This window comes from Burkholderia sp. BCC1977 (genome assembly GCF_905339595.1).
Lineage (GTDB): Bacteria > Pseudomonadota > Gammaproteobacteria > Burkholderiales > Burkholderiaceae > Burkholderia.
Genome location: NZ_CAJPGQ010000022.1, coordinates 1 through 18,887, shown reverse-complemented (window position 1 = coordinate 18,887; position 18,887 = coordinate 1). Strand labels below are relative to the sequence as shown.

16 protein-coding genes are annotated in these 18,887 nt (G+C 67.4%); 3 read left to right on the top strand and 13 right to left on the bottom strand.

From position 1 onward, the window contains the following. Window positions 1–104: 104 nt before the first annotated feature. The 9 genes from U5771_RS19065 to U5771_RS19025 form a co-directional block, all read right to left on the bottom strand. On the bottom strand, window positions 105–1,598 hold the full coding sequence (locus U5771_RS19065) for an aldehyde dehydrogenase (RefSeq protein ID WP_322025410.1): 1,494 nt from the start codon (window positions 1,596–1,598) through the stop codon (window positions 105–107). Window positions 1,599–1,614: 16 nt separating this feature from the next. Continuing rightward, entirely contained in the window at window positions 1,615–2,946 is a 1,332-nt protein-coding gene (locus tag U5771_RS19060; RefSeq protein ID WP_322025409.1) for an FAD-binding oxidoreductase, read from the bottom strand. A 6-nt stretch (window positions 2,947–2,952) separates the two neighbouring features. After that, entirely contained in the window at window positions 2,953–3,840 is an 888-nt protein-coding gene (locus U5771_RS19055) for a dihydrodipicolinate synthase family protein (RefSeq protein WP_322025408.1), read from the bottom strand. Between the two features lie 161 nt (window positions 3,841–4,001). Continuing rightward, a complete protein-coding gene (gene glyA, locus U5771_RS19050; RefSeq protein WP_322025407.1) occupies window positions 4,002–5,297 on the bottom strand; it encodes a serine hydroxymethyltransferase in 1,296 nt (431 codons plus the stop codon). 167 nt (window positions 5,298–5,464) lie between these two features. Then, complete coding sequence (locus U5771_RS19045) at window positions 5,465–6,346, bottom strand: glycine betaine ABC transporter substrate-binding protein (RefSeq protein ID WP_322025406.1); 882 nt, start codon at window positions 6,344–6,346, stop codon at window positions 5,465–5,467. Window positions 6,347–6,499: 153 nt separating this feature from the next. Then, complete coding sequence (locus U5771_RS19040) at window positions 6,500–7,384, bottom strand: ABC transporter permease (protein ID WP_287733644.1); 885 nt, start codon at window positions 7,382–7,384, stop codon at window positions 6,500–6,502. Beyond that, window positions 7,381–8,670 (bottom strand): glycine betaine/L-proline ABC transporter ATP-binding protein, encoded by a 1,290-nt coding sequence (locus U5771_RS19035; RefSeq protein ID WP_322025405.1) that lies wholly within the window; start codon window positions 8,668–8,670, stop codon window positions 7,381–7,383. Before U5771_RS19035 ends, U5771_RS19040 begins: the two co-directional genes overlap by 4 nt. Then, window positions 8,655–8,921, bottom strand: a complete 267-nt coding sequence (locus tag U5771_RS19030; protein WP_322025404.1) for a hypothetical protein — start codon at window positions 8,919–8,921, stop codon at window positions 8,655–8,657. Before U5771_RS19030 ends, U5771_RS19035 begins: the two co-directional genes overlap by 16 nt. Window positions 8,922–9,239: 318 nt before the next feature. Further along, window positions 9,240–11,201: a HAMP domain-containing sensor histidine kinase gene (locus tag U5771_RS19025; RefSeq protein ID WP_322025403.1), complete on the bottom strand. Its 1,962-nt coding sequence runs from the start codon at window positions 11,199–11,201 to the stop codon at window positions 9,240–9,242. A 647-nt stretch (window positions 11,202–11,848) separates the two neighbouring features. On the opposite strand from U5771_RS19025, the gene U5771_RS19020 reads away from it, so the two are divergent. Together U5771_RS19020 and U5771_RS19015 are read left to right on the top strand one after the other, a co-directional pair. After that, window positions 11,849–12,490, top strand: coding sequence for a response regulator transcription factor (locus tag U5771_RS19020; protein WP_322025402.1), 642 nt, complete (start codon window positions 11,849–11,851; stop codon window positions 12,488–12,490). Between the two features lie 73 nt (window positions 12,491–12,563). Then, window positions 12,564–14,300, top strand: a complete 1,737-nt coding sequence (locus U5771_RS19015) for an ATP-binding protein (RefSeq protein ID WP_322025401.1) — start codon at window positions 12,564–12,566, stop codon at window positions 14,298–14,300. Between the two features lie 289 nt (window positions 14,301–14,589). Here U5771_RS19015 and U5771_RS19010 read toward each other — a convergent pair whose 3' ends face one another. Both U5771_RS19010 and U5771_RS19005 read right to left on the bottom strand, forming a co-directional pair. After that, the gene (locus tag U5771_RS19010; protein WP_322025497.1) at window positions 14,590–15,075 is read right to left on the bottom strand and encodes a DUF1772 domain-containing protein; all 486 of its coding nucleotides are present in this window, start codon (window positions 15,073–15,075) and stop codon (window positions 14,590–14,592) included. Between the two features lie 2 nt (window positions 15,076–15,077). Further along, on the bottom strand, window positions 15,078–15,902 hold the full coding sequence (locus tag U5771_RS19005; RefSeq protein WP_322025400.1) for an NmrA family transcriptional regulator: 825 nt from the start codon (window positions 15,900–15,902) through the stop codon (window positions 15,078–15,080). Between the two features lie 97 nt (window positions 15,903–15,999). Between U5771_RS19005 and U5771_RS19000 the strand changes: the two genes are divergently transcribed. Further along, window positions 16,000–16,677 carry a TetR/AcrR family transcriptional regulator gene (locus U5771_RS19000; RefSeq protein WP_322025399.1) on the top strand — a complete coding sequence of 226 codons (678 nt, stop codon included), beginning with the start codon at window positions 16,000–16,002 and terminating at the stop codon, window positions 16,675–16,677. A gap of 73 nt (window positions 16,678–16,750) precedes the next feature. Here the strand turns inward: U5771_RS19000 and U5771_RS18995 are convergent, their stop codons facing one another. Further along, on the bottom strand, window positions 16,751–17,605 hold the full coding sequence (locus tag U5771_RS18995; protein ID WP_322025398.1) for a 3-hydroxybutyryl-CoA dehydrogenase: 855 nt from the start codon (window positions 17,603–17,605) through the stop codon (window positions 16,751–16,753). Between the two features lie 38 nt (window positions 17,606–17,643). Further along, complete coding sequence (gene bktB, locus U5771_RS18990; RefSeq protein WP_322025397.1) at window positions 17,644–18,837, bottom strand: beta-ketothiolase BktB; 1,194 nt, start codon at window positions 18,835–18,837, stop codon at window positions 17,644–17,646. Between the last annotated feature and the right edge of the window lie 50 nt (window positions 18,838–18,887).

Here is an 18,887-nt window from a genome sequence, read left to right as displayed (position 1 = left end):
CAGCGCGGTCGATCCGCCGGGTGCGCCGGGCGGCCGAAGCCGTTCCGCGCACGCCGCCGGCCGGACCGCACGGGCCCGGCGTGCTGCGTGCCCGGCCCGCGCACTCAGTCCAGCTTCAGCCAGGTGGTCTTCAGCTCGCAATATTGATCGTGCGCGTAGACGGACTTGTCGCGCCCGCCGAACCCCGATTGCTTGAAACCGCCGAACGGCGTCGACAGGTCGCCTTCGCCGAAGCAGTTCACCGTGACCGTCCCGGCACGAATCCGCGCGGCGACCTTGTGCGCGCTGTTCACGTTGTCGGTCCACAGCGACGCGGCCAGCCCGTAGCACGTATCGTTCGCGATCCGCACCGCATCGTCGACGTCGTCGTACTCGATGAAGCACACGACCGGCCCGAACACCTCGTCGCGCGCGATGCGCATCTCCGGCGTCACCTGATCGAAGATCGTCGGCTCGACGAACCAGCCGCCCGTCTCCGCGAGAATCGCGCGCCCGCCGCACACCACGCGTGCGCCTTCCGCCTTCGCCTTCTCGATATGGCCGAGCACCTTCTCGTAGTGCTTCTGCTCGATCAGCGCACCGAGCTTCACGTCCGGGTCGAGCGGATCGCCGGTCTTCCACCCGGCGAGCACGGCCTGGACCTTTTCCAGCAGTTCCGCCTTCCGGCTCGACGGAACAAGGATCCGCGAGCCGGCGCTGCAGTTCTCGCCCATGTTCCAGAACGCGGCCGCGACGGCCTGCTCCGCCACCGCGTCGAGGTTCGCGACGTCCGGCAGGATGACCTGCGGATTCTTGCCGCCGCATTCGAGCACGACGCGCTTCAGGTTCGTATCGGCCGAGTAGTGCAGGAACCGCTTGCCGGTCGCGGTCGAGCCGGTGAACGCGACGAGATCGACGTCCGGATGGCGGCCGATCGCCTCGCCGGCCTCGCCGCCGAACCCGGTGACGACGCTGAACACGCCCGGCGGCACGCCGGCCTCGAGCGCGAGATCGGCGATCCGCAGCGTCGACAGCGACGTCTGTTCGGCCGGCTTCACGACCACGCTGTTGCCGACCGACAGCGCGGGGCCGATCTTCCACGCGAGCATCAGCGCCGGGAAATTCCACGGCAGCACGGCGCCGACGACGCCGATCGGCTCGCGCGTGATCATGCTCACGACGCCCGCGCCGGACGGCGACAACGCGTCGTAGCGCTTGTCGGTCACCTCCGCGTGCCAGCGCATGCACGCGGCCGACTCGGGAATGTCGAGCCCCAGGCATTCGCCGATCGGCTTGCCGGCTTCCAGCGCCTCGAGCAGCGCGAGTTCCTCCGCATGCGCGTCGATCAGTTGCGCGACGCGCAGCAGCACCGCCTTGCGGTGCGCGGGCGCGGCCTTCGACCAGACGCCCGCTTCGAACGCCTCGCGCGCGGCCGCGACCGCGCGGTCGACGTCGCGGTCATGACATCGCGCGACCTCGGCCAGCACCTTGCCGGACGCGGGGTTGAGCGTCGCGAACGTCTCGCCCGACGCCGCCGCGCTGCGCTGCCCCGCGATGAACGCGCGACCGTCGAGCGACAACGCGTTCGCCTTCTGTTTCCAATCCTGATGGGTCGTCATGTCGTTTCCTTGAAAATCAAAGCTCGGCACCGGCCGAGAATTCCTTGGCCCAGATCGTCGCCGACACGGCCAGGTCGACGATCGGCCGGACCGGCAGCGAACGCGGATGCGGCTGCTTCAGCAGTTGCTGCACCAGGCTGTTCGATTCGCCGAGCGCGTATTCGGCGATCAGCTTGCCGGAGGCCGACCCGCGGCTCAGGCCGAGGCCGTTGCAGCCGATCGCCTCGTAGAGGCCATCGTCGCGCCTGCCGAACAGCGCGCCGTTGTTGGCGGACAGGCAGAGCGGCCCGCCCCACGTATATTCGAGCTCGACGCCGCCGAGCATCGGGAAGCGGCGCTCGAACGAGCGCTGATGCAAATGCCGCGACTTCGCGAGATCGGCCTGCGACACCTTCAGGTCCGGCCGGAACGCGAAATGGTTGCGCACGCAAATGCGATCGGTGATCAGGCGCCGCACCGTCGTGCCCATCGGATCGGCCGGAATCAGCGCCCACGAGCGCATGCCGCCGAGCTTCGCCACTTCGTCGGGGTTCATCGGGCGCGTAAGCGATGCGAACGTATAGACCGGCAGCAGGCCGTTCGAATGCATGCCGAAAGTCGCCGCATACGCGTTCGTGCACAGGATCACCTGCTTCGCGACGATCGTGCCGCCGGCGAAATGCAGCACCCGCGTGTCGCCGCGCGGTTCGATCCGCGTCACCGGGCTGAGCTCGAACACCGTCACGTTCGCCGGTTGCGTCGCTGCCAGGCCGCGCATCAGCGCGGCCGGCTGCACCGTGCTGCAGCCCGGCGTGAACAGCGCGCCCGTGTAGAAATCCGTTCCGGTCACCGCCTGGATTCCGGCCTGGTCGAGCCATTCGCACGCTTCGCCGATGCGGGCCAGCCCGTCGGCAAAATGCGCGAGCGCGGCGGCGCCCTTCCTGTTGACCGACGCGTGGAATTTGCCGTCGTCGCGCCAGTCGCACTCGATGCCGAAGCGCTGCACGATCGCGCGCACATAGTCGATGCCGTGCCGCTGAAACCGCACGTCGGCACGATCCTCCTCGATGCTGCGCGAGTAGCTTTCGCTGCTGATGTCGTGCGGCAGGTCGACGAAGAATCCGGAATTGCGTCCGGCCGTCGTGCGGCCGATCCGGTCGGCCTCCACGAGCGCGACGGACGCGCCGGGCGCCAGCTCCGCGAGCCGGCGCGCCGCGCACAGCCCGGTGATGCCGCCGCCGACCACGACCCAGTCGAACCGGCTGTCGGACGCGACGGTAACGGCGTCCTGCGCCGGCGGCAGGCTCTCCCACCAGCCGTTCATCCCGTCCGGCGCCGGAAACCGCGCGAATTCCAGATTCGAGCCCATGGTGGATTACCGGCCCTCGCGCAGCAGCGGCTTCACGAGCTTCGCAAACGCATCGCGCTCGTCGCCGGACAGCGCGCCGAGCGGTGCGCGGGCGACGCCGACCGGCAAGCCGGCCAGCTCGCAGCCGTAGCGCACGTACTGGATGAACTTGCCGCTGCGCTCGAGCAGTTCGAGCACCGGCAGCAATTGCGCCATCAGCGTGCGGCCGGTCGCGAAATCGCCGCGCTTCACGCATGCGTCGAACAGGTCGGTGTGCGCTTCCGGCAGGAAGTTCGATGCGCCGCCGACCCAGCTGCGCGCGCCCCACGCGAAGAACTCGAGCGCCTGGTCGTCCATCCCGCAGCTCAGCACGAGCCGGCCGCTGAAATGCGTCGACAGATGATGCAGATGCGCGATATCGCCGGTGCTCTCCTTCATCGCGACGAAGTTCTTGCGCGCGAGCAGCGTCTCGAGAATGTCGTCGCCGATTTCCGTGCCCGTGCGGGCCGGGAAGTTGTACAGCATGATCGGCATGTCAAGCGCGTCGTCCACTGCCAGCAGGTGCGCGAGCAGTTCCTGCTGGGTCGGCTGCGCGTAGTACGGCGCCGCAACCAGCAGCGCGTTCAGTCCCGCGCGTTTCGCTTCGCGGCCGAGGCGCAGCACTTCCTTCGTCGTCGTCGCGTTGATGCCGGCGGTCAGGAAGGTCTTGCCGCCGGCCGCGGCGGCGACCGTGTCGAACGTGCGCACGCGCTCGTCGAAGCTCAATGCGTAGTATTCGCCCGTCGTCCCGCCGATGCCGAGACCCGACACGCGGCCGGCAAGATCCGCCGCATGCCGGCCGAGCAGTGCGTGATCGATTTCACCGTCCGCGTCGAACGGGGTGACCAGCGGTGTATGTACGCCCTCGAAGCTCATTTTCGATTCCTCAATCAAGTGGTTGAGCCAGGTTGCCGCCGTCAGGCAGGCAACCGGCAATTCGACAAAACGTCGTCGGTACGTCGCTGCGCCTGCGCAGCCACGCCGATCGATTCACTACGTTGTCCGGACCATGTTCCAGTCCCGGCCCGATTCAGGCATCAGGCGAACGCCTCCGCATGCGCGTAGATGGGGAACTGGCCGCACAGGTCGCGCACGCGGGTCCGAACGGCGCGCTCGACCGCTTCGTCGCCGTTCGGATCGCGCTCGAGCGCGGCCAGCACGTCGACGATCATTTCGCCGATCTCCTCGAACTGCGCGGTTCCGAAGCCGCGCGTGGTGCCGGCCGGCGTGCCGAGCCGGATGCCCGACGTGACGGTCGGGTTTTCCGTATCGAACGGAATCCCGCTCTTGCTGCAGGTGATGCCGGCGCGCTCCAGCGCCTTCTCGGCCTGCGTGCCGGTCAGGCGCCGGGCGCGCAGGTCGACCAGCAGCAGGTGGTTGTCGGTGCCGCCCGTGACGAGCGTCAGACCGCCGGCCGTCAGCACGTGCGCGAGCGCCTGCGCGTTGCGCAACATCCGGTCGATATAGCGGGTGAACTCCGGACGAAGCGCTTCCGCGAAGGCCACGGCCTTGCCCGCGACGACATGCATCAGCGGGCCGCCCTGCAGCCCCGGAAAGACCGCCGCATCGATCTGCTTCGCGACGTCGGCGCGGTTCGTCAGGATGAAGCCGCCGCGCGGCCCGCGCAGCGTCTGGTGCGTGGTGGACGTCACCACGTCGGCGAACGGCACCGGGTTCGGATGCCGGCCGGCCGCGACGATGCCGGCGATATGCGCCATGTCGACCATCAGCTTCGCGTCGACGCTGTCGGCGATCTCGCGAAACGCGGCGAAGTCGAGCGTGCGCGGATACGCGGAGTAACCGGCGATGATCAGCTTCGGACGATGCCGCTCGGCGAGCCAGCGCACGTCGTCGTAATCGATGCGCAGCGTGTCCGGGTTCACGCCATACTGCACCGCGTCGAACCACTTCCCCGACAGCGCGGGCCGCGCGCCGTGCGTGAGGTGGCCGCCCGCATCGAGCGACATGCCCATCACCGTGTCGCCGGGTTTGACGAGCGCGAGCATCACCGCGCCGTTGGCCTGCGCGCCCGAGTGCGGCTGGACGTTCGCGTGGCTTGCGTCGAACAGCGCACACGCGCGGTCGATCGCGAGCGCCTCGATCCGGTCGACATGGTCGCAACCGCCGTAGTACCGCCGCGACGGATAGCCTTCCGCATACTTGTTCGTCAGCACGGTGCCCTGTGCTTCCAGCACCGCCGCCGACGCGATGTTTTCGGACGCGATCAGTTCGATCTGGCTCTGCTGGCGACGCAGCTCCAGCGCGATCTCCGATGCGATCACCGGATCCCGGCTCTGGAGCGGTTCAGAAAAAAAGCGGGCGTTCTCGTTCACTTGCTGACTCCGCGACGCGATTCGTGACGTGCTGCATGGACTGCGTGTACCGCACACCGCGAGGGCGGCGCCATCGTTGCGGCCCCGGCCATCGGCTTCGCGCGATACGACCGGCCGGTTCGCACGGACGACACCGATCGCGTCGTCCGCGCTACCGGGGCGCGGCTTTACTGCTGCAGCCAGGCCTTCAGCTTCTCCGGGTGCGCATCAACGAATTTCTTCGCGGCCGTCGCGTAGTCGTTCGTGCTGTTGCCCTCGAACTCGATCGCCTCGACGTCGGCCAGCGTCAGCTTCAGGTGCTTGAAGAACACATCGGCACGCGGGAACTTGCCCGCGAACTTCTTCGACGCGAACGCGTGGACCTGCTCTTCACCGCCCAGCGTGCCCTTCGGATCCTTCAGGTAGCGCATCTGCCACTTCTGGAACAGCCAGTGCGGGCTCCACACCGTCGCGACGATCCACTGCTTCGACTGGTACGCACGCGACACGCTCGCCAGCATGCCGGCCTCGCTCGATGCCTGGAGGTTGTAGCCGTCCAGGGTGTACGCCTTGATGGTCTTCTCGGATGCCTGCATCAGGCCGCCGCCCGGCTCGATGCCCTGGATCGTGCCGTTCAGCTTGCTCTTGACTTCCGGCTTGTTCAGGTCGGCGATCGACGACAGCTCCGCTTCCGGAATGTAGGTCGGCACCGCCCAGCCGTTCTTGCCGCCGGTGTAGATGATGCCGACGTCGTCCAGGTCGTTCTTGTACTTTGCGTAGTACGTCCCGTGCGTGACCGGCAGCCAGCCGCCGACCATGATGTCGAGATCCCCGCGCGCGACGCCCTGGTACTGGATGCCGATGTCGGCCTGGACGAATTGCACCGGTTGCTTCAGTTGCGTCTCCAGCACGTACTTGGCGACGTTGGCCACCGCCAGCACGTCCGCCCAGTTGGTCACCGCGATCTTGACCGGCTCGGCCGCCGACGCCGCGCCCGCACCTGCGCCGCAGGCAACCACCGTCGATACCGCAAGTTTCGCCAGAAGCGATTTGAACGTATGGGTATTCATCTAGTACTCCTTTTTAATCACGCGAGTCTTTCAAGGGTGGGGAACGCCTTGGGTCGGCGTTTCCGGTCTCCATGCACTGCCATACCGGTTCCGCCGCGGCACCGTGGCCGCGGCGCTTCATCGTCCGTCAACTGCCTTCGACTGCCGTATCCGTCAGGTGCGTGCCGCGCCACGCGGGCCGGCCTTGCCGGCACGCGCGGCCGGCCGCGCCTTCTTTTTCGCCTTCACGCCGAAGCTCTCCGTCAGGCGATCCAGCACGATCGCGAGCAGCACGACGCCCAGCCCGCCTTCGAAGCCGATCCCGATGTCGAGGCGCTGGATGCCGCTCAGCACGTATTCGCCAAGGCCGCCCGCGCCGATCATCGACGCGACCACCACCATCGACAGCGCCATCATGATCGTCTGGTTCACGCCGGCCATGATCGACGGCAGCGCATTCGGCAGCTGGATCTTCCACAGCAGCTGCCAGTCGGTGCTGCCGAACGAGCGGCCGGCCTCGATCAGTTCCTCGCGGACCTGCCGGATGCCGAGCGTCGTCAGCCGCACGACGGGCGGCATGGCGAAGACGATCGTCGCGATCACCGCCGGCACGCGTCCGAGCCCGAACAGGATCACGGCCGGGATCAGGTAGACGAACGCGGGCATCGTCTGCATGAAGTCGAGCAGCGAGCGCAGGATCATGCCGATCCGGTTGTTGCGCGCGCCCCAGATCCCCAGCGGGACACCGATCACCAGGCTGAAGAAGGTCGCCGCGGTGACGAGCGCAAGCGTCGATACCGTCTGCGCCCACAAGCCCATGTAGTGAATGACGAGCAGCGCGAAGCCGACGAAGATCGAGAACACGATGCCGCGGCGCCACAGCGCGAGTCCCACCATGATCACGACCATCGCGATGAACGGCACGGCGGCGAGACCGTCCTCGAGCAGCTTCACGACCGCGCCGAGCCCCGCCGAGAAGGTATCGAAGCCACCGCGGAAATGCAGAAACAGAAAGTTGACGAAATCTTCCGCGAACTTCCCGATCACCGACGAATTCATGCTGCCCTCCGTTGCATCATCTGCTTGAGTATCGTCCGGCAGGACACGACGCCCGCCAGTTGCCCCGCCGCATCCGTCACCGGCACGTCGTGCTGCCGGGTCAGCGCGATCGACGCGAGCCGATGCAGATCCGTCTCGATCGACACCGCGTTGAAATCGGGCAGGAATGCCTCGCGAATCGGCCGCGCACCGGACCGGTGCAGCGTGGCCGGCGTCACGCAGCCCAGGTAATGGCCGGCCTCGTCGCACACGTAGCCGCACTCGGCGCCGCTGTCGATCAGCTGATTCAGGTAGCGATCGGACGGCGCGCCCGCATCGCAGCGAAGGAGCCCGCGCTCGACCTTCGTCATCATGCTGGATGCCTTCAGGAAGCGCGACACGTCGACGTTGCGGAAGAAGTCCTGCACGTACGCGTCCGCCGGCGTCTGGATCAGTTCGGCCGGCGTGCCGACCTGGATCAGGCAGCCGTCCTTCATGATGCCGATGCGGCCGCCGATCTTCACCGCTTCCTCGATATCGTGGGAAATGAACACGATCGTGCGCTGCTCTTCCTTCTGCAGGCGCAGCAGCTCGTTCTGCATTTCGAAGCGGATCAGCGGATCGAGCGCGGAGAATGCCTCGTCCATCAGCAGGACCGACGGATTCACCGCGAGTGCGCGGGCAAGCCCCACGCGCTGCTGCATGCCGCCGGACAATTCGCTCGGCAGCAGCTTCTCGTACGAACCCAGGCCGACACGCTCCAGCGCGGCACGCGCAACCTCGTAGCGCTGCGCCTTCCTGATCCCCGCGACTTCGAGCCCGTACGCGATGTTGTCGATCACGGTGCGGTTCGGCAGCAGTGCGAACGACTGGAACACCATCGCCATCTTCTGGCGTCGAACCTCGCGCAGTTCGGGCGTCGACATCGGGGCGATGTCGCGGCCTTCGAGCACGACCTGCCCGGACGTCGGCTCGATCAGCCGGTTCAGCAGCCGGACCAGCGTCGATTTACCGGAGCCCGACAGCCCCATGATCACGAAGATCTCGCCGGCCCTGACGCTCAGGCTCACGTCGTCGACCGCCACCATGTTGCCGGTCTCCGCGAAGATCTCGTTGCGTCCGACACCGCGCTTAATCAGCTCGATCGCACGCTCGGGCTTCGGACCGAAAATCTTCGACAGGTGCTTGACGGTCAGGATGTCGGTTCCGGTCGCGATGCTCGACCGGGCGATCGACGGCGTGCCGTCGGTGTGGATTGCTCCGGGGGGAAGTACGTCGCCCGGTGCAAACGTCAGATTGGGGGCCATTCTGTCATCCCGACTAACTGGTAACGGAAACCGCGAACTTCGCACGTGTCGCCATCGATCGCCCGCTTGCTGCCGAGGTCGATGCCGCGCTCGCGTGGTTGACGGCGCTGATTCAGTGATTGCAGCGTATCAATCCAATTTCGTTGCTCCAGATACATTTTCTGTGCGCTTTTCCATACCTTTGGTAATGCATCGAATGTGGGCAAAAAGGCGCGAATGGTGCAGAACCGCACGAACGGCGTGAAAGCCAATGCCGGCGCGGCTGCGCGGGATCAAGGCGGGATTGCGCCGATGCGGCGTGCGGGGCGCGTGGAAGGGCGTGCTAGGGGAAAATCCGGACGGAGGGGTGTAAGGGAAACTACTGAGAAGACGGGCATTCGAGCGAGTAAATGCACCGTCAGGCCGGCTCTCGGGGAGGGAGGACCGGCGTTCGACGACTGACACTATCGTCCGCAAACCCCGCGACGAACCACACGCAGGTCGCCGCCGTCGCACGCAGGTCGTCGGCAAGCGCAACGGCTCGATCCGGCCGGCCGCCGGCGCTTCCCGGCCGGCCGGGCAGCCGCGCGTCACCCGCGCGTCGCTTCCGTCGCTCCGTACACACCCGCCACGGGCAACGTCACCGTCACCGTCGTCCCCTGCCACGCGGCGCTGCGCACGTGGATAGCGCCGCGATGGCGCTCGACGACCGCCTTGGCGAACACCATCCCCAGCCCGACGCCCTTTGCGTCGGGTTGACCGGGCAGGCGAAAGCGCCGGTATCGCTCGAACAGCCGCGCCTGATCCTCGGCCGCGATCCCGTAGCCGTGATCGCGGATCACGCAGCGCACCGACGCGCGATCCTCGGCCAGTTCGACACTGCACTCGACGCGCGTATGCGATGCGCTGTACGCGACGGCGTTCCCCAGCAACTCGACCAGCGCGCGCGACAGCAGCGCCGGATCGCCGTGCACGAGTGCGTCGTCGCAATGCGGCACGTCGTCGACCTTGATGCCCTTCTCGCTCGCGCACGGCCAGATCGCGTCCCGCGCCTGGTTCATCAGGTCCGCGACATTGACGAGCTGCGGTACGTACTCCCCGGTCTCCGCCCGCGACACTTGCGCGAAGCCGTCCGCCATTGCGAGCGTATGACGCGCCAGCTTGCCGATTTCGTGAAGGCGCTCGCGCAACGAGCAGTCGAGCGGACAGGCTGCCGGCGCGCCCACGAGCACGACGACCGACGTAAGCGGCGCACGCATGTCGTGCGAGAACAGCGTCAGCATGTCGTTACGCTGCCGCTCGAGCACCTCGCGACGGGTGTACGCGCCGCGCAGCCGGTCCAGCGCGTCGTTCAACCGCGCGATCTCCGGGCCCGCGCCCGGCACCGCAACGATCGGCGATATGTCGCCCTGGCTCAGCGCGACGATACCCCTGCTCAACGCATCGAGCGGTTTCGACAGCGTACGTTGCGTGCCGCGCACGAGCAGGAACAGGATCGCGATGCAGCATGCCGCCTCGGCGGCAGACAAGGCCATCCTGAAGCGGGCCGCATCGCGCAGCTCGACCGCACGCGCCCGCGTGACGTCGATCACGTAATCGCGCAATTGCTCCGCCGGTCCGAGGTCGCGCACGATGCGCCGGGCGAAATCCTCGGCATTCGTCGCATAGCGGCCCGTGCGGCCTCCGCGGATCGTCGCCGAGACGAGCGGCAGGAAGCTGCCGTCCATCGTGTCGTTCAGTCGTGCGAGGTTGTTCGCGAGCGTTGCGTCGGCGAGCTGCGGCGCGATCGCTCCGGCAATCAACGCACGCAGTTGCACGATGCGTCCGCGCATCTGCAGAATGCGTGCGAGCCGCTCGTCGTCGAGCGGCGCATTCTGCATCAGTGACGCGACGAACAACGAGCCGAGACGCCCGCTGTATTCGCGCAGGTCGCCGAGCAGGTACACGAGCATCAGCGCGTTCGCCGTATCGGGGTGGCGCATCGCGGTGCCCGCCATCACGTCCTGCGCCAGGGCCGCCAGATCGTCGGCGACCGCGAACATCCGGTCCTGCGCGGACTGGACTTCCCATACCATGCGCGCTTCCGGCGGCCGCGCGGCGAGCGCGTCGACCTGACGTCGCGCGTCGGCCAGCCCGGCGCGGATCGCATCGAACGTATGCAGCGCGATCGTGCGCCCGGGCGCATCGAGCACGGTCGTCCGCGCGAGGTACGCTCGAAGCCCGTCGAGCGCCTGGTCCGAGCGCACGCGGGCGGCGCGCACCGCCACCGTGTCGGCCGCCGCGTCGCGCCGCCGATGCGCGAGCAGCGCGTTGGCCGGCCAGCGTTCGGCCGAGATCAGGTTCAACGCGAGCGTCGCGCGTTCGACCTGTTCGAAGTCGCGCAGATCGAGGCTCCCCTGCCGGTACAACCGGTAGCTTTCCCAGACGTTCGACCCGCACACCACCGCCGTCAGCGCCGCGACCAGCGCAAAGACGGCACGCATGCGCTGCCGGATCGAGAAGTCGCCGAGGTTCACGATGCCGGCCCGGTCCGCCACGAACGCGCAGCGCACGCAGCCTCGTCCGCTCCGCCAACCGGAATCGCATGCCCCGGCCTCCCCGCGCGTCGCGATAGCGACGCCCTCGCGGCCGGACGCGATCGCCGCACGCGCATCCTGCCGCATCGCCGATTGCGCGGCGGGACGACGCGCGGCGGCGTGTCGATCGCACCAACCGATTGCAACAACCGCCGAGCGAGGCACGGATACGACATGTTCAATTCCCACATTGCGTCACTGTCATTGACAAGTCCCACCATTCACCTCGATTGCTGCGCGATCGGGATCAATAGGTCATCGTCAAAAATGCGTACCGGTAAAAACATATTACGAATATCTATTTTCTTATGGCAGTACGAAATATTGAAACCGGACTCCCGGGATGATGGACATCGCGTGCATGCAAGGGCCGCGCTTCAATTCCGGCGACGCTCGCGACGCGTCGCATGGCGCCACGAATCCACCTGCATTGCAAACCGTCGTGATCGAGTCTCGGCGATATTGCGGCAAATGTAAACGCGACGTTGGACGCAAGACAAACACGGACACGCGGACGACAAGCGAGACTTTGGTATCGGGACTTACGTATCGAGACTTTCGTCTTGTACAATCCGGTTCGCTCGCCTTGATTCAGCATCGGTCACCCACATTTCATCGTCCTAATGAAAATTCTGATCGTCGACGATCATGCGATCCTGCGGGACGGCGTGGCAATGCTGCTCCGTCAGGAGGACAGCGGCACGGTCGTCGTTCAGGCGGGCAATGCGGATGACGCCATGCGAATGCTTGACCAGCACCGCGACCTCGACGCCATCGTGCTCGACCTGAAACTCCACGGCATGGACGGGCTGGAGGCCCTCGCCGTGTTTGCGCGGAAGCGCCCGGGGCTGCCCGTCATCGTGCTGTCTTCGTCGGAGGATTTGAGTGCCGTGCGCAAGGCGTTTGCGCACGGCGCCATGGGCTACGTGCCGAAGTCCGCCGGTCCGCTCACGCTGTTGTCCGCGATCCGGATCGCGCTCAACGGTGAACGCTACGTGCCCCCGCTCCTGCTCGACGAGCTGACCGTGCTGCACCCGGACGGCGCCACGAACCTGTCGTCCGCTCTACGCGGTTCGAAGTTGACGCAACGCCAGATCGAAGTACTGCGCTATGTCGCGGAAGGCGTGCCGAACAAGGTCATCGCCGACAAGCTCGGCCTGTCCGAAAAGACCGTCAAGGGGCATGTCACCGCGATCTTCAAGGCACTGAACGTGATCAACCGGACCCAGGCCGCCGCCGCCGGCAGGAAGGCCGGGCTCATCTGAGCGCCCGCGCGGATTGCCAGACCGACGCAAATCGCCTGGATTTTTTTCATCGCCAACGCCAGCGGAATCGCAGATGGCTTCCACGCCCCGCCCCACGGACAGTCGCGCAGCGCCCGACACGCCGGCCGACGCCGACGGCCCGTTCGATCTCTCGTCGGACGTGATCGAGCGATGGCAACGCCTGGTCGATCTGATGGCGGATATCATCGGCGTCCCGTCCGGGCTGATCATGCGCCATGTCGGCAACGACATCGAGGTGGTCGTGGCCAGCCGGAACGAGACCAATCCGTTCCATCAGGGCGAATCGGCCGAGCTGTCCGGATCGGGGCTCTATTGCGAAGCCGTGATCGCGAACGACCGCTCGCTGATCGTGCCCGATGCACGGCGATCGGAACAGTGGCGCAACAATCCGGACCTGCGCGTGGACATGGTCTCGTATCTCGGCCTGCCGATCCACTGGCCCGACCGCACGACCTTCGGCACGATCTGCGTGCTCGACTGCAAGGAAAATGCATATTCCGAGCGGTACCTCCGGCTCGTCGAGGAATTCCGCGACCAGATCGAAATGCAGCTCCAGTTGATCGGCGCGCAACGGATCGCCGAGCGCGAGCGCCAGCGCGCCGCGCAGCTCGCCGAGAGCTTCCGTCAGCAGAAGGATCTCGCCACCGAAGCGTCGCACGTCAAATCGCGTTTTCTCGCGGCCGCGAGCCACGACCTCCGCCAGCCCGTCCATGCGCTCAGCCTGTTCGTCGGCGCGTTGCGGCACGTCCCGATGCCCGCCGACGGTGCGCGGCTCGTCGAACGCATCAACCAGTCAGTCAATGCGATGGACGAACTGTTCACCGCGATCCTGGACATCTCGCGGCTCGACGCGGGCGTCGTGCCCGTGCATCGCCGGCCGTTCGCGATCGACACGGTACTGGAGCGCGTGTGCAGCGACGTCGCCGTCGATGCACACGCGAAGGGGCTGCAGCTGTCCTACGTGCGCAGCACCATCGTCATCGACTCCGATCCGGTGCTGCTCGAGCGCATCGTGCGCAACCTGCTGTCGAACGCGGTGCGCTATACCGACGCCGGACGCATCGTCGTCGGCTGCCGGCGCACCCGCACGCACGTGCGCGTGCAAGTCATCGACACCGGCCACGGCATCCCGGCCGACGAGCAGCGCCGCGTGTTCGACGACTACTATCAGTTGACCCGTCACGGCCGCCGGCACGAACAGGGCATGGGTCTCGGGCTGGCGATCGTGCGGCGCCTGGCCGAGCTGCTCGATTGTCCGCTGACGCTGCGCTCCGCGCCCGGGCTCGGCTCGTGCTTCGAACTGCAGGTGGCACGGACGCCCGCGACGGTCCCGCCGCCCGCCACCGTCGGGGACGAGATCGCCGTCGACGCGGCGGCGGCCGCCGCGCACCTCGTGGTCGTGATCGACGACGAATCGGCCATCCGCACCGGCATGTCGATCCTGCTCGCGCAATGGGGTTATCGGGTCGTTGCGACCGCGTCGGCGAACGAGGCCATCGCACGCCTGGCGTCGGATGCCGTACGCCCGACCTTGCTGATCTGCGATCTGCACCTGCACGGCGACGAGAACGGAATCAGTGCGATCACGCGGCTGCGCGACGAGTACAACGCGGCGATTCCGGCGATGCTGATCACCGGCGACACGACGGTGCGTCGGCCCGGACAGTCGAAGCACGGCGGCTTCATCCTGCTGCACAAACCCGTGCCGAGCGACAAGCTGCGCTCGGCCATGGAGCGCCTCCTGCACGCGCAAACGGCGAAACCGGCGCGACCGGCCGGGCCGGGTTAGTCGGCGCGCGATCCCGCATCACGCGTCAGCCCCGCGCTGCGTTCGCGCCGCCGGGGCGCGACGCAATCGTGGAACGCTCACAGCGGATCGGTCGATGAAAGCGCTTTCCAATGTGCTGAGAGGCGGTGTTTCAATTCGTGATCTGCGCGAGCTCCGCCGCAGCCGGCCGCGGTTCGATCATCGATTCCGCATCGCGCACCGGCACGATCCGGTACGCGGTTCGCCGATCGCATTCGATACATGCACGCTCGCCGCATGCCGGTTCGCACACGCGTCATGTCGTGCGGCACTACCGCGCCGCAATCCCCGCGACGAACAACACGCAAGCGAGCGCCGACGCCACCGTGCGCACGTGATTCCACCGCGTCCAGTCGTGCACGTAGCGTGCCCACTGCGCCGCCCCCTGCGCGGTGGCCGGATCGGCGGCAGCGAGCGCATCGTTGAGCGGCACGTTGACGGCCATCGTCACCGCGAACATGCCGAACAGATAGAGCACGCCGCCCGCGAGCGCTGCCATCGCGCCCGGCTGGCCGCGATCGAGCAGCGCGATCACGATCAGCGCGAGTGCCATCAGCGTCGTGCCGAGAAACAGCGGCATGAACGGCGAACGCACGATGTCGACGTTGATCGCATTCATCGCGGCGATGCCCGCCTGCGGCGCGATTCGCGCGAGCGACGTCATCACGAAGGTCGAGAACGCGAAATAGACGCCGGCCATCAGCCCGCAGCCGATCGCCGAACCCCACAGCAACGCGGCAGTCAGGAACGCGATCATGGTCATGCGCGCCACACGCCGGTCGCGGCCGTCGCACGCGCGTAGTCGGCGAAATCGCGCGCGGGCCGCCCCAGCGTAGCCTCGATGCCATCGGCGACCGGGCTGTTGCGGCCGTCGAGCACCACGCCGAACAGATCGTCGAGCAGCGCGACGATCGGCTCGGGCACGCCGGCTTCGTGCAGCCCCGCGACGAACTCGGCCGGTTGAATCTCCCGGTAATGAATGGGCCGGCCGGCTGCCCGCGCGATCTCGGCCACCGCTTCGGCGAACGTCAGCGCACGCGGGCCCGTCACTTCGATCACGCGGTTCGCGAAGCGCGCATCGGTGAGCGCGGCGACGGCCACGTCCGCGATGTCGTCCGCATCGACGAACGGCTCGCGCACCGCGCCGGCCGGCAGCGCGACTTCGCCGGCCAGCACGCCGTCGAGCAGATAGCCCTCGGAGAAATTCTGGTTGAACCAGCTCGCGCGCACCACGCCCCAGCCCACGCCGGACGCCTGCAGCGCAGCCTCGGCCGCCTGCGCGCGGGGCTCGCCGCGTCCCGACAGCAACACCACGCGTTCGACGCCGCTGTCGCGCGCGAGCCGCCCGAACGCCGCAATCGCTTCCACCGCGCCGTCGACGGCGAGGTCGGGCTGGTAGGTCACGTACGCAGCAGCCGCGCCTTCGAGCGCGGCCGGCCAGGTGCCGGGCGCGGTCCAGTCGAACCGGACAGCCGACGTGCGCGACACCGGCCGGGTAACCCGCCCGCGTGCGCGCAGGCGCGCATCGACGCGGGCGCCCGTCTTGCCCGAGCCGCCGACGATGACGATGGGAAATGCCGACATGTGCGCCTCCTTCTCTCCCAGTAATGCGAGAATTTCTCGCGTTTCAAAAACACGATAGACTCTCGCATTAGCAAGGTCAAGTTTTTCCGGAGGCGGCATGGGCCGACAGAAATCGGGGCAGAACGTCGGCGGCGAAGCGGCGGCGGCAACCACGGCAGCCGACGCGCCGGCCCGCGCGCGGCTCGTGCCGACGCAGCAGCGCAGCCGCGAACGGTTCGAGCGCATCCTCGCGTGCGCGTCGGAGGTGATGATCGAGAAGGGGTGCGACGCGTTCCGGATGAGCGACATCGTCGAGCGCACGGGCATCTCGTTCGGTTCGCTGTACCAGTACTTTCCGGACAAGGCGGCCGTGATCGGCACGCTCGCGGAGCGCTACAACGCGATCGGTCACGACTGCGTGCGGCGCGACCTCGCCGGGATGAAGACGATCGGCGACCTGCACGGCACGCTCGCGCGCATCACGGACAGCTATTACCGGATGTTCGTCGACGAGCCGCTGATGCGCGACATCTGGCGCGCGACGCAGGCTGATCGTGCGCTGCAGGCGCTCGACCGGGCGGACGGAGCGCTCCTGGCCGGCCTGCTCGCGGATGCCTTGGCCGAAGTGGCGCCCGGCACGACGCGCACGCAACGCAGCGCGTTCGCGGAGCTGATGATGATCCAGATCGCGGCGGCCGTGCGGCACGCGATCACGTTGCCGCCGAAGGCGGCCCGGCAGATGCTTGCGATGTTCAAGCGGACGTTGCCGCGGGATCTGGCGGTGCTCGACGCGTAAGCGCGCCGTGCAACGCACGCGGCCGCCCGAAGGCGGCCGCGCGAAGACGCACGAAGAGGCACCGACGTGCCGCTTACTTGCTGTAGTCGTACACCCCACGCCCCGTCTTGCGCCCCAGCCGCCCTGCCGACACCATCTCGCGCAGCAGCGGGCACGCACGATACTTCGTGTCGCCGAAGTCCTTCAGGAACACGTCCATCACCGCGAGGCACACGTCGAGCCCGACGAGGTCGGCCAGCGCGAGCGGCCCGATCGGATGGTTCGCGCCGAGCTTCATCCCCGCGTCGATCTCCTCGGCCGACGCGATGCCTTCGGCCAGCACGAAGAACGCTTCGTTGATCATCGGCACGAGGATCCGGTTCACGACGAAGCCCGGCGCGTTGCGCACGCCGATCGGCGACTTGTCGAAGCGCTCGGTCAGCGCGCGCACCGCCGACGCGGTCGCGTCGCTCGTCTGCAGCCCGCGGATGATCTCGACGAGCGGCATCAGCGGCACCGGGTTGAAGAAGTGCATGCCGACGAAGCGCGACGGATCGGCGAGCAGCGCCGCGAGCGACGTGATCGAGATCGACGACGTGTTGGTCGCGATGATCGCGTCGGGCCGCGCGACCGACTCGATCTGCTTCAGGATGCGGCTCTTCAGCTCGACGTTCTCGGTCGCGGCTTCGATCACGATGTCGACCGCGGCGAGCTTCGCGTAATCGGTCGACGTCGTGATGCGTGCGAGCGCGGCGTCGCGTGCGGCGGCGGCGAGCTTATCCTTCGACACGAGCCGCTCGAGGCTGCCCTTCAGGGCGGCGACGCCCTTGTCGAGCGCCGCATCGCTGACGTCGATCATCACGACGTTGAGTCCTGCAACGGCGGCGGTTTGCGCAATGCCGTTGCCCATGGTTCCGGCGCCCACGACGCCGACGGTTTCGATGGCCATGACGATTCCTGTATGTTCGGGTGCTGAGCGGTCGATTATCAGATGTTCTCGAAGATCGCCGCAATCCCCTGGCCGCCGCCGATACACATCGTCACGAGCGCGTAACGCCCGCCGATGCGCTTCAGCTCGTACAGCGCCTTGACCGTGATCAATGCGCCGGTCGCGCCGATCGGGTGACCGAGCGAAATGCCCGAGCCGTTCGGGTTGACCTTGGCCGGATCGAGGCCGAGCTCCTGCGTGACCGCGCATGCCTGCGCGGCGAACGCCTCGTTCGCCTCGATCACGTCGAGATCGGTGATCTTCAGGCCCGCGCGCTCGAGCGCCTTCTGCGTGGCCGGCACCGGGCCGATGCCCATGTACGCCGGATCGACGCCCGCATGCGCGTACGCGACGAGACGCGCGAGCGGCTTCACGCCCTGCGCGCGCGCGGCATCCGCGCTCATCATCAGCACCGCGGCAGCGGCATCGTTGATCCCCGACGCATTGCCGGCCGTCACCGTGCCGTCCTCCTTCACGAACACCGGCTTCAGCTTCGTGAAATCGTCCGGGCCGGCGTCGTGACGCACGTGCTCGTCGGTGTCGAACGCGACCTCGCCCTTCTTCGAGCGGATCGAGATCGGCAGGATCTGGTCCTTGAAGCGCCCTTCCGCGATCGCGCGCGCCGCGCGACGATGCGATTCGAGCGCGAGCGCATCCTGCGCGTCACGCGAAATGCCGTACTTGCGTGCGACGTTCTCGGCCGTCACGCCCATGTGGATCGTCTGGAACGGGTCGTGCAGCGCGCCGAGCATCATGTCGACGAGCTTGCCGTCGCCCATGCGCTGGCCGAAGCGCGCGGCCGGCACGGTGTACGGCGCGCGGCTCATGTTCTCCGAACCGCCGCCGATCGCGACGTCGGTGTCGCCGAGCATGATCGTCTGCGCGGCCGACACGATCGCCTGCAGGCCCGAGCCGCACAGGCGGTTCACGGTCAGCGCCGGCGTGTGCTGCGCGACGCCGCCGTTGATCGCCGCGACGCGCGCGAGATACATGTCCTTCGGCTCGGTGTTCACGACATGGCCGAACACGACATGCCCGACCGCATCGCCCGGCACGTTCGCGCGCGACAGCACTTCGCTCACGACCTTCGCACCGAGATCGGTCGGCGAGAAATCCTTCAGACTCCCGCCGAAATCGCCGATCGCGGTACGGACACCGCTCACCACCACGACTTCCTTCGCTGCATTGCTCATCGTCTCACTCCGGTTCGTTCGCGCCCGCGGGCGCGGGGATGCGTTGCGTT

Excerpts from the sequence above, each read along its gene's own strand:
- U5771_RS19065 (WP_322025410.1), bottom strand. The coding sequence starts at position 1,598 with ATGACGACCCATCAGGATTGGAAACAGAAGGCGAACGCGTTGTCGCTC.
- U5771_RS19060 (WP_322025409.1), bottom strand. The coding sequence starts at position 2,946 with ATGGGCTCGAATCTGGAATTCGCGCGGTTTCCGGCGCCGGACGGGATG.
- U5771_RS19055 (WP_322025408.1), bottom strand. The coding sequence starts at position 3,840 with ATGAGCTTCGAGGGCGTACATACACCGCTGGTCACCCCGTTCGACGCG.
- U5771_RS19045 (WP_322025406.1), bottom strand. The coding sequence starts at position 6,346 with ATGAATACCCATACGTTCAAATCGCTTCTGGCGAAACTTGCGGTATCG.
- U5771_RS19040 (WP_287733644.1), bottom strand. The coding sequence starts at position 7,384 with ATGAATTCGTCGGTGATCGGGAAGTTCGCGGAAGATTTCGTCAACTTT.
- U5771_RS19035 (WP_322025405.1), bottom strand. The coding sequence starts at position 8,670 with ATGGCCCCCAATCTGACGTTTGCACCGGGCGACGTACTTCCCCCCGGA.
- U5771_RS19020 (WP_322025402.1), top strand. The coding sequence starts at position 11,849 with ATGAAAATTCTGATCGTCGACGATCATGCGATCCTGCGGGACGGCGTG.
- U5771_RS19015 (WP_322025401.1), top strand. The coding sequence starts at position 12,564 with ATGGCTTCCACGCCCCGCCCCACGGACAGTCGCGCAGCGCCCGACACG.
- U5771_RS19010 (WP_322025497.1), bottom strand. The coding sequence starts at position 15,075 with ATGATCGCGTTCCTGACTGCCGCGTTGCTGTGGGGTTCGGCGATCGGC.
- U5771_RS19005 (WP_322025400.1), bottom strand. The coding sequence starts at position 15,902 with ATGTCGGCATTTCCCATCGTCATCGTCGGCGGCTCGGGCAAGACGGGC.
- U5771_RS19000 (WP_322025399.1), top strand. The coding sequence starts at position 16,000 with ATGGGCCGACAGAAATCGGGGCAGAACGTCGGCGGCGAAGCGGCGGCG.
- U5771_RS18995 (WP_322025398.1), bottom strand. The coding sequence starts at position 17,605 with ATGGCCATCGAAACCGTCGGCGTCGTGGGCGCCGGAACCATGGGCAAC.
- bktB (WP_322025397.1), bottom strand. The coding sequence starts at position 18,837 with ATGAGCAATGCAGCGAAGGAAGTCGTGGTGGTGAGCGGTGTCCGTACC.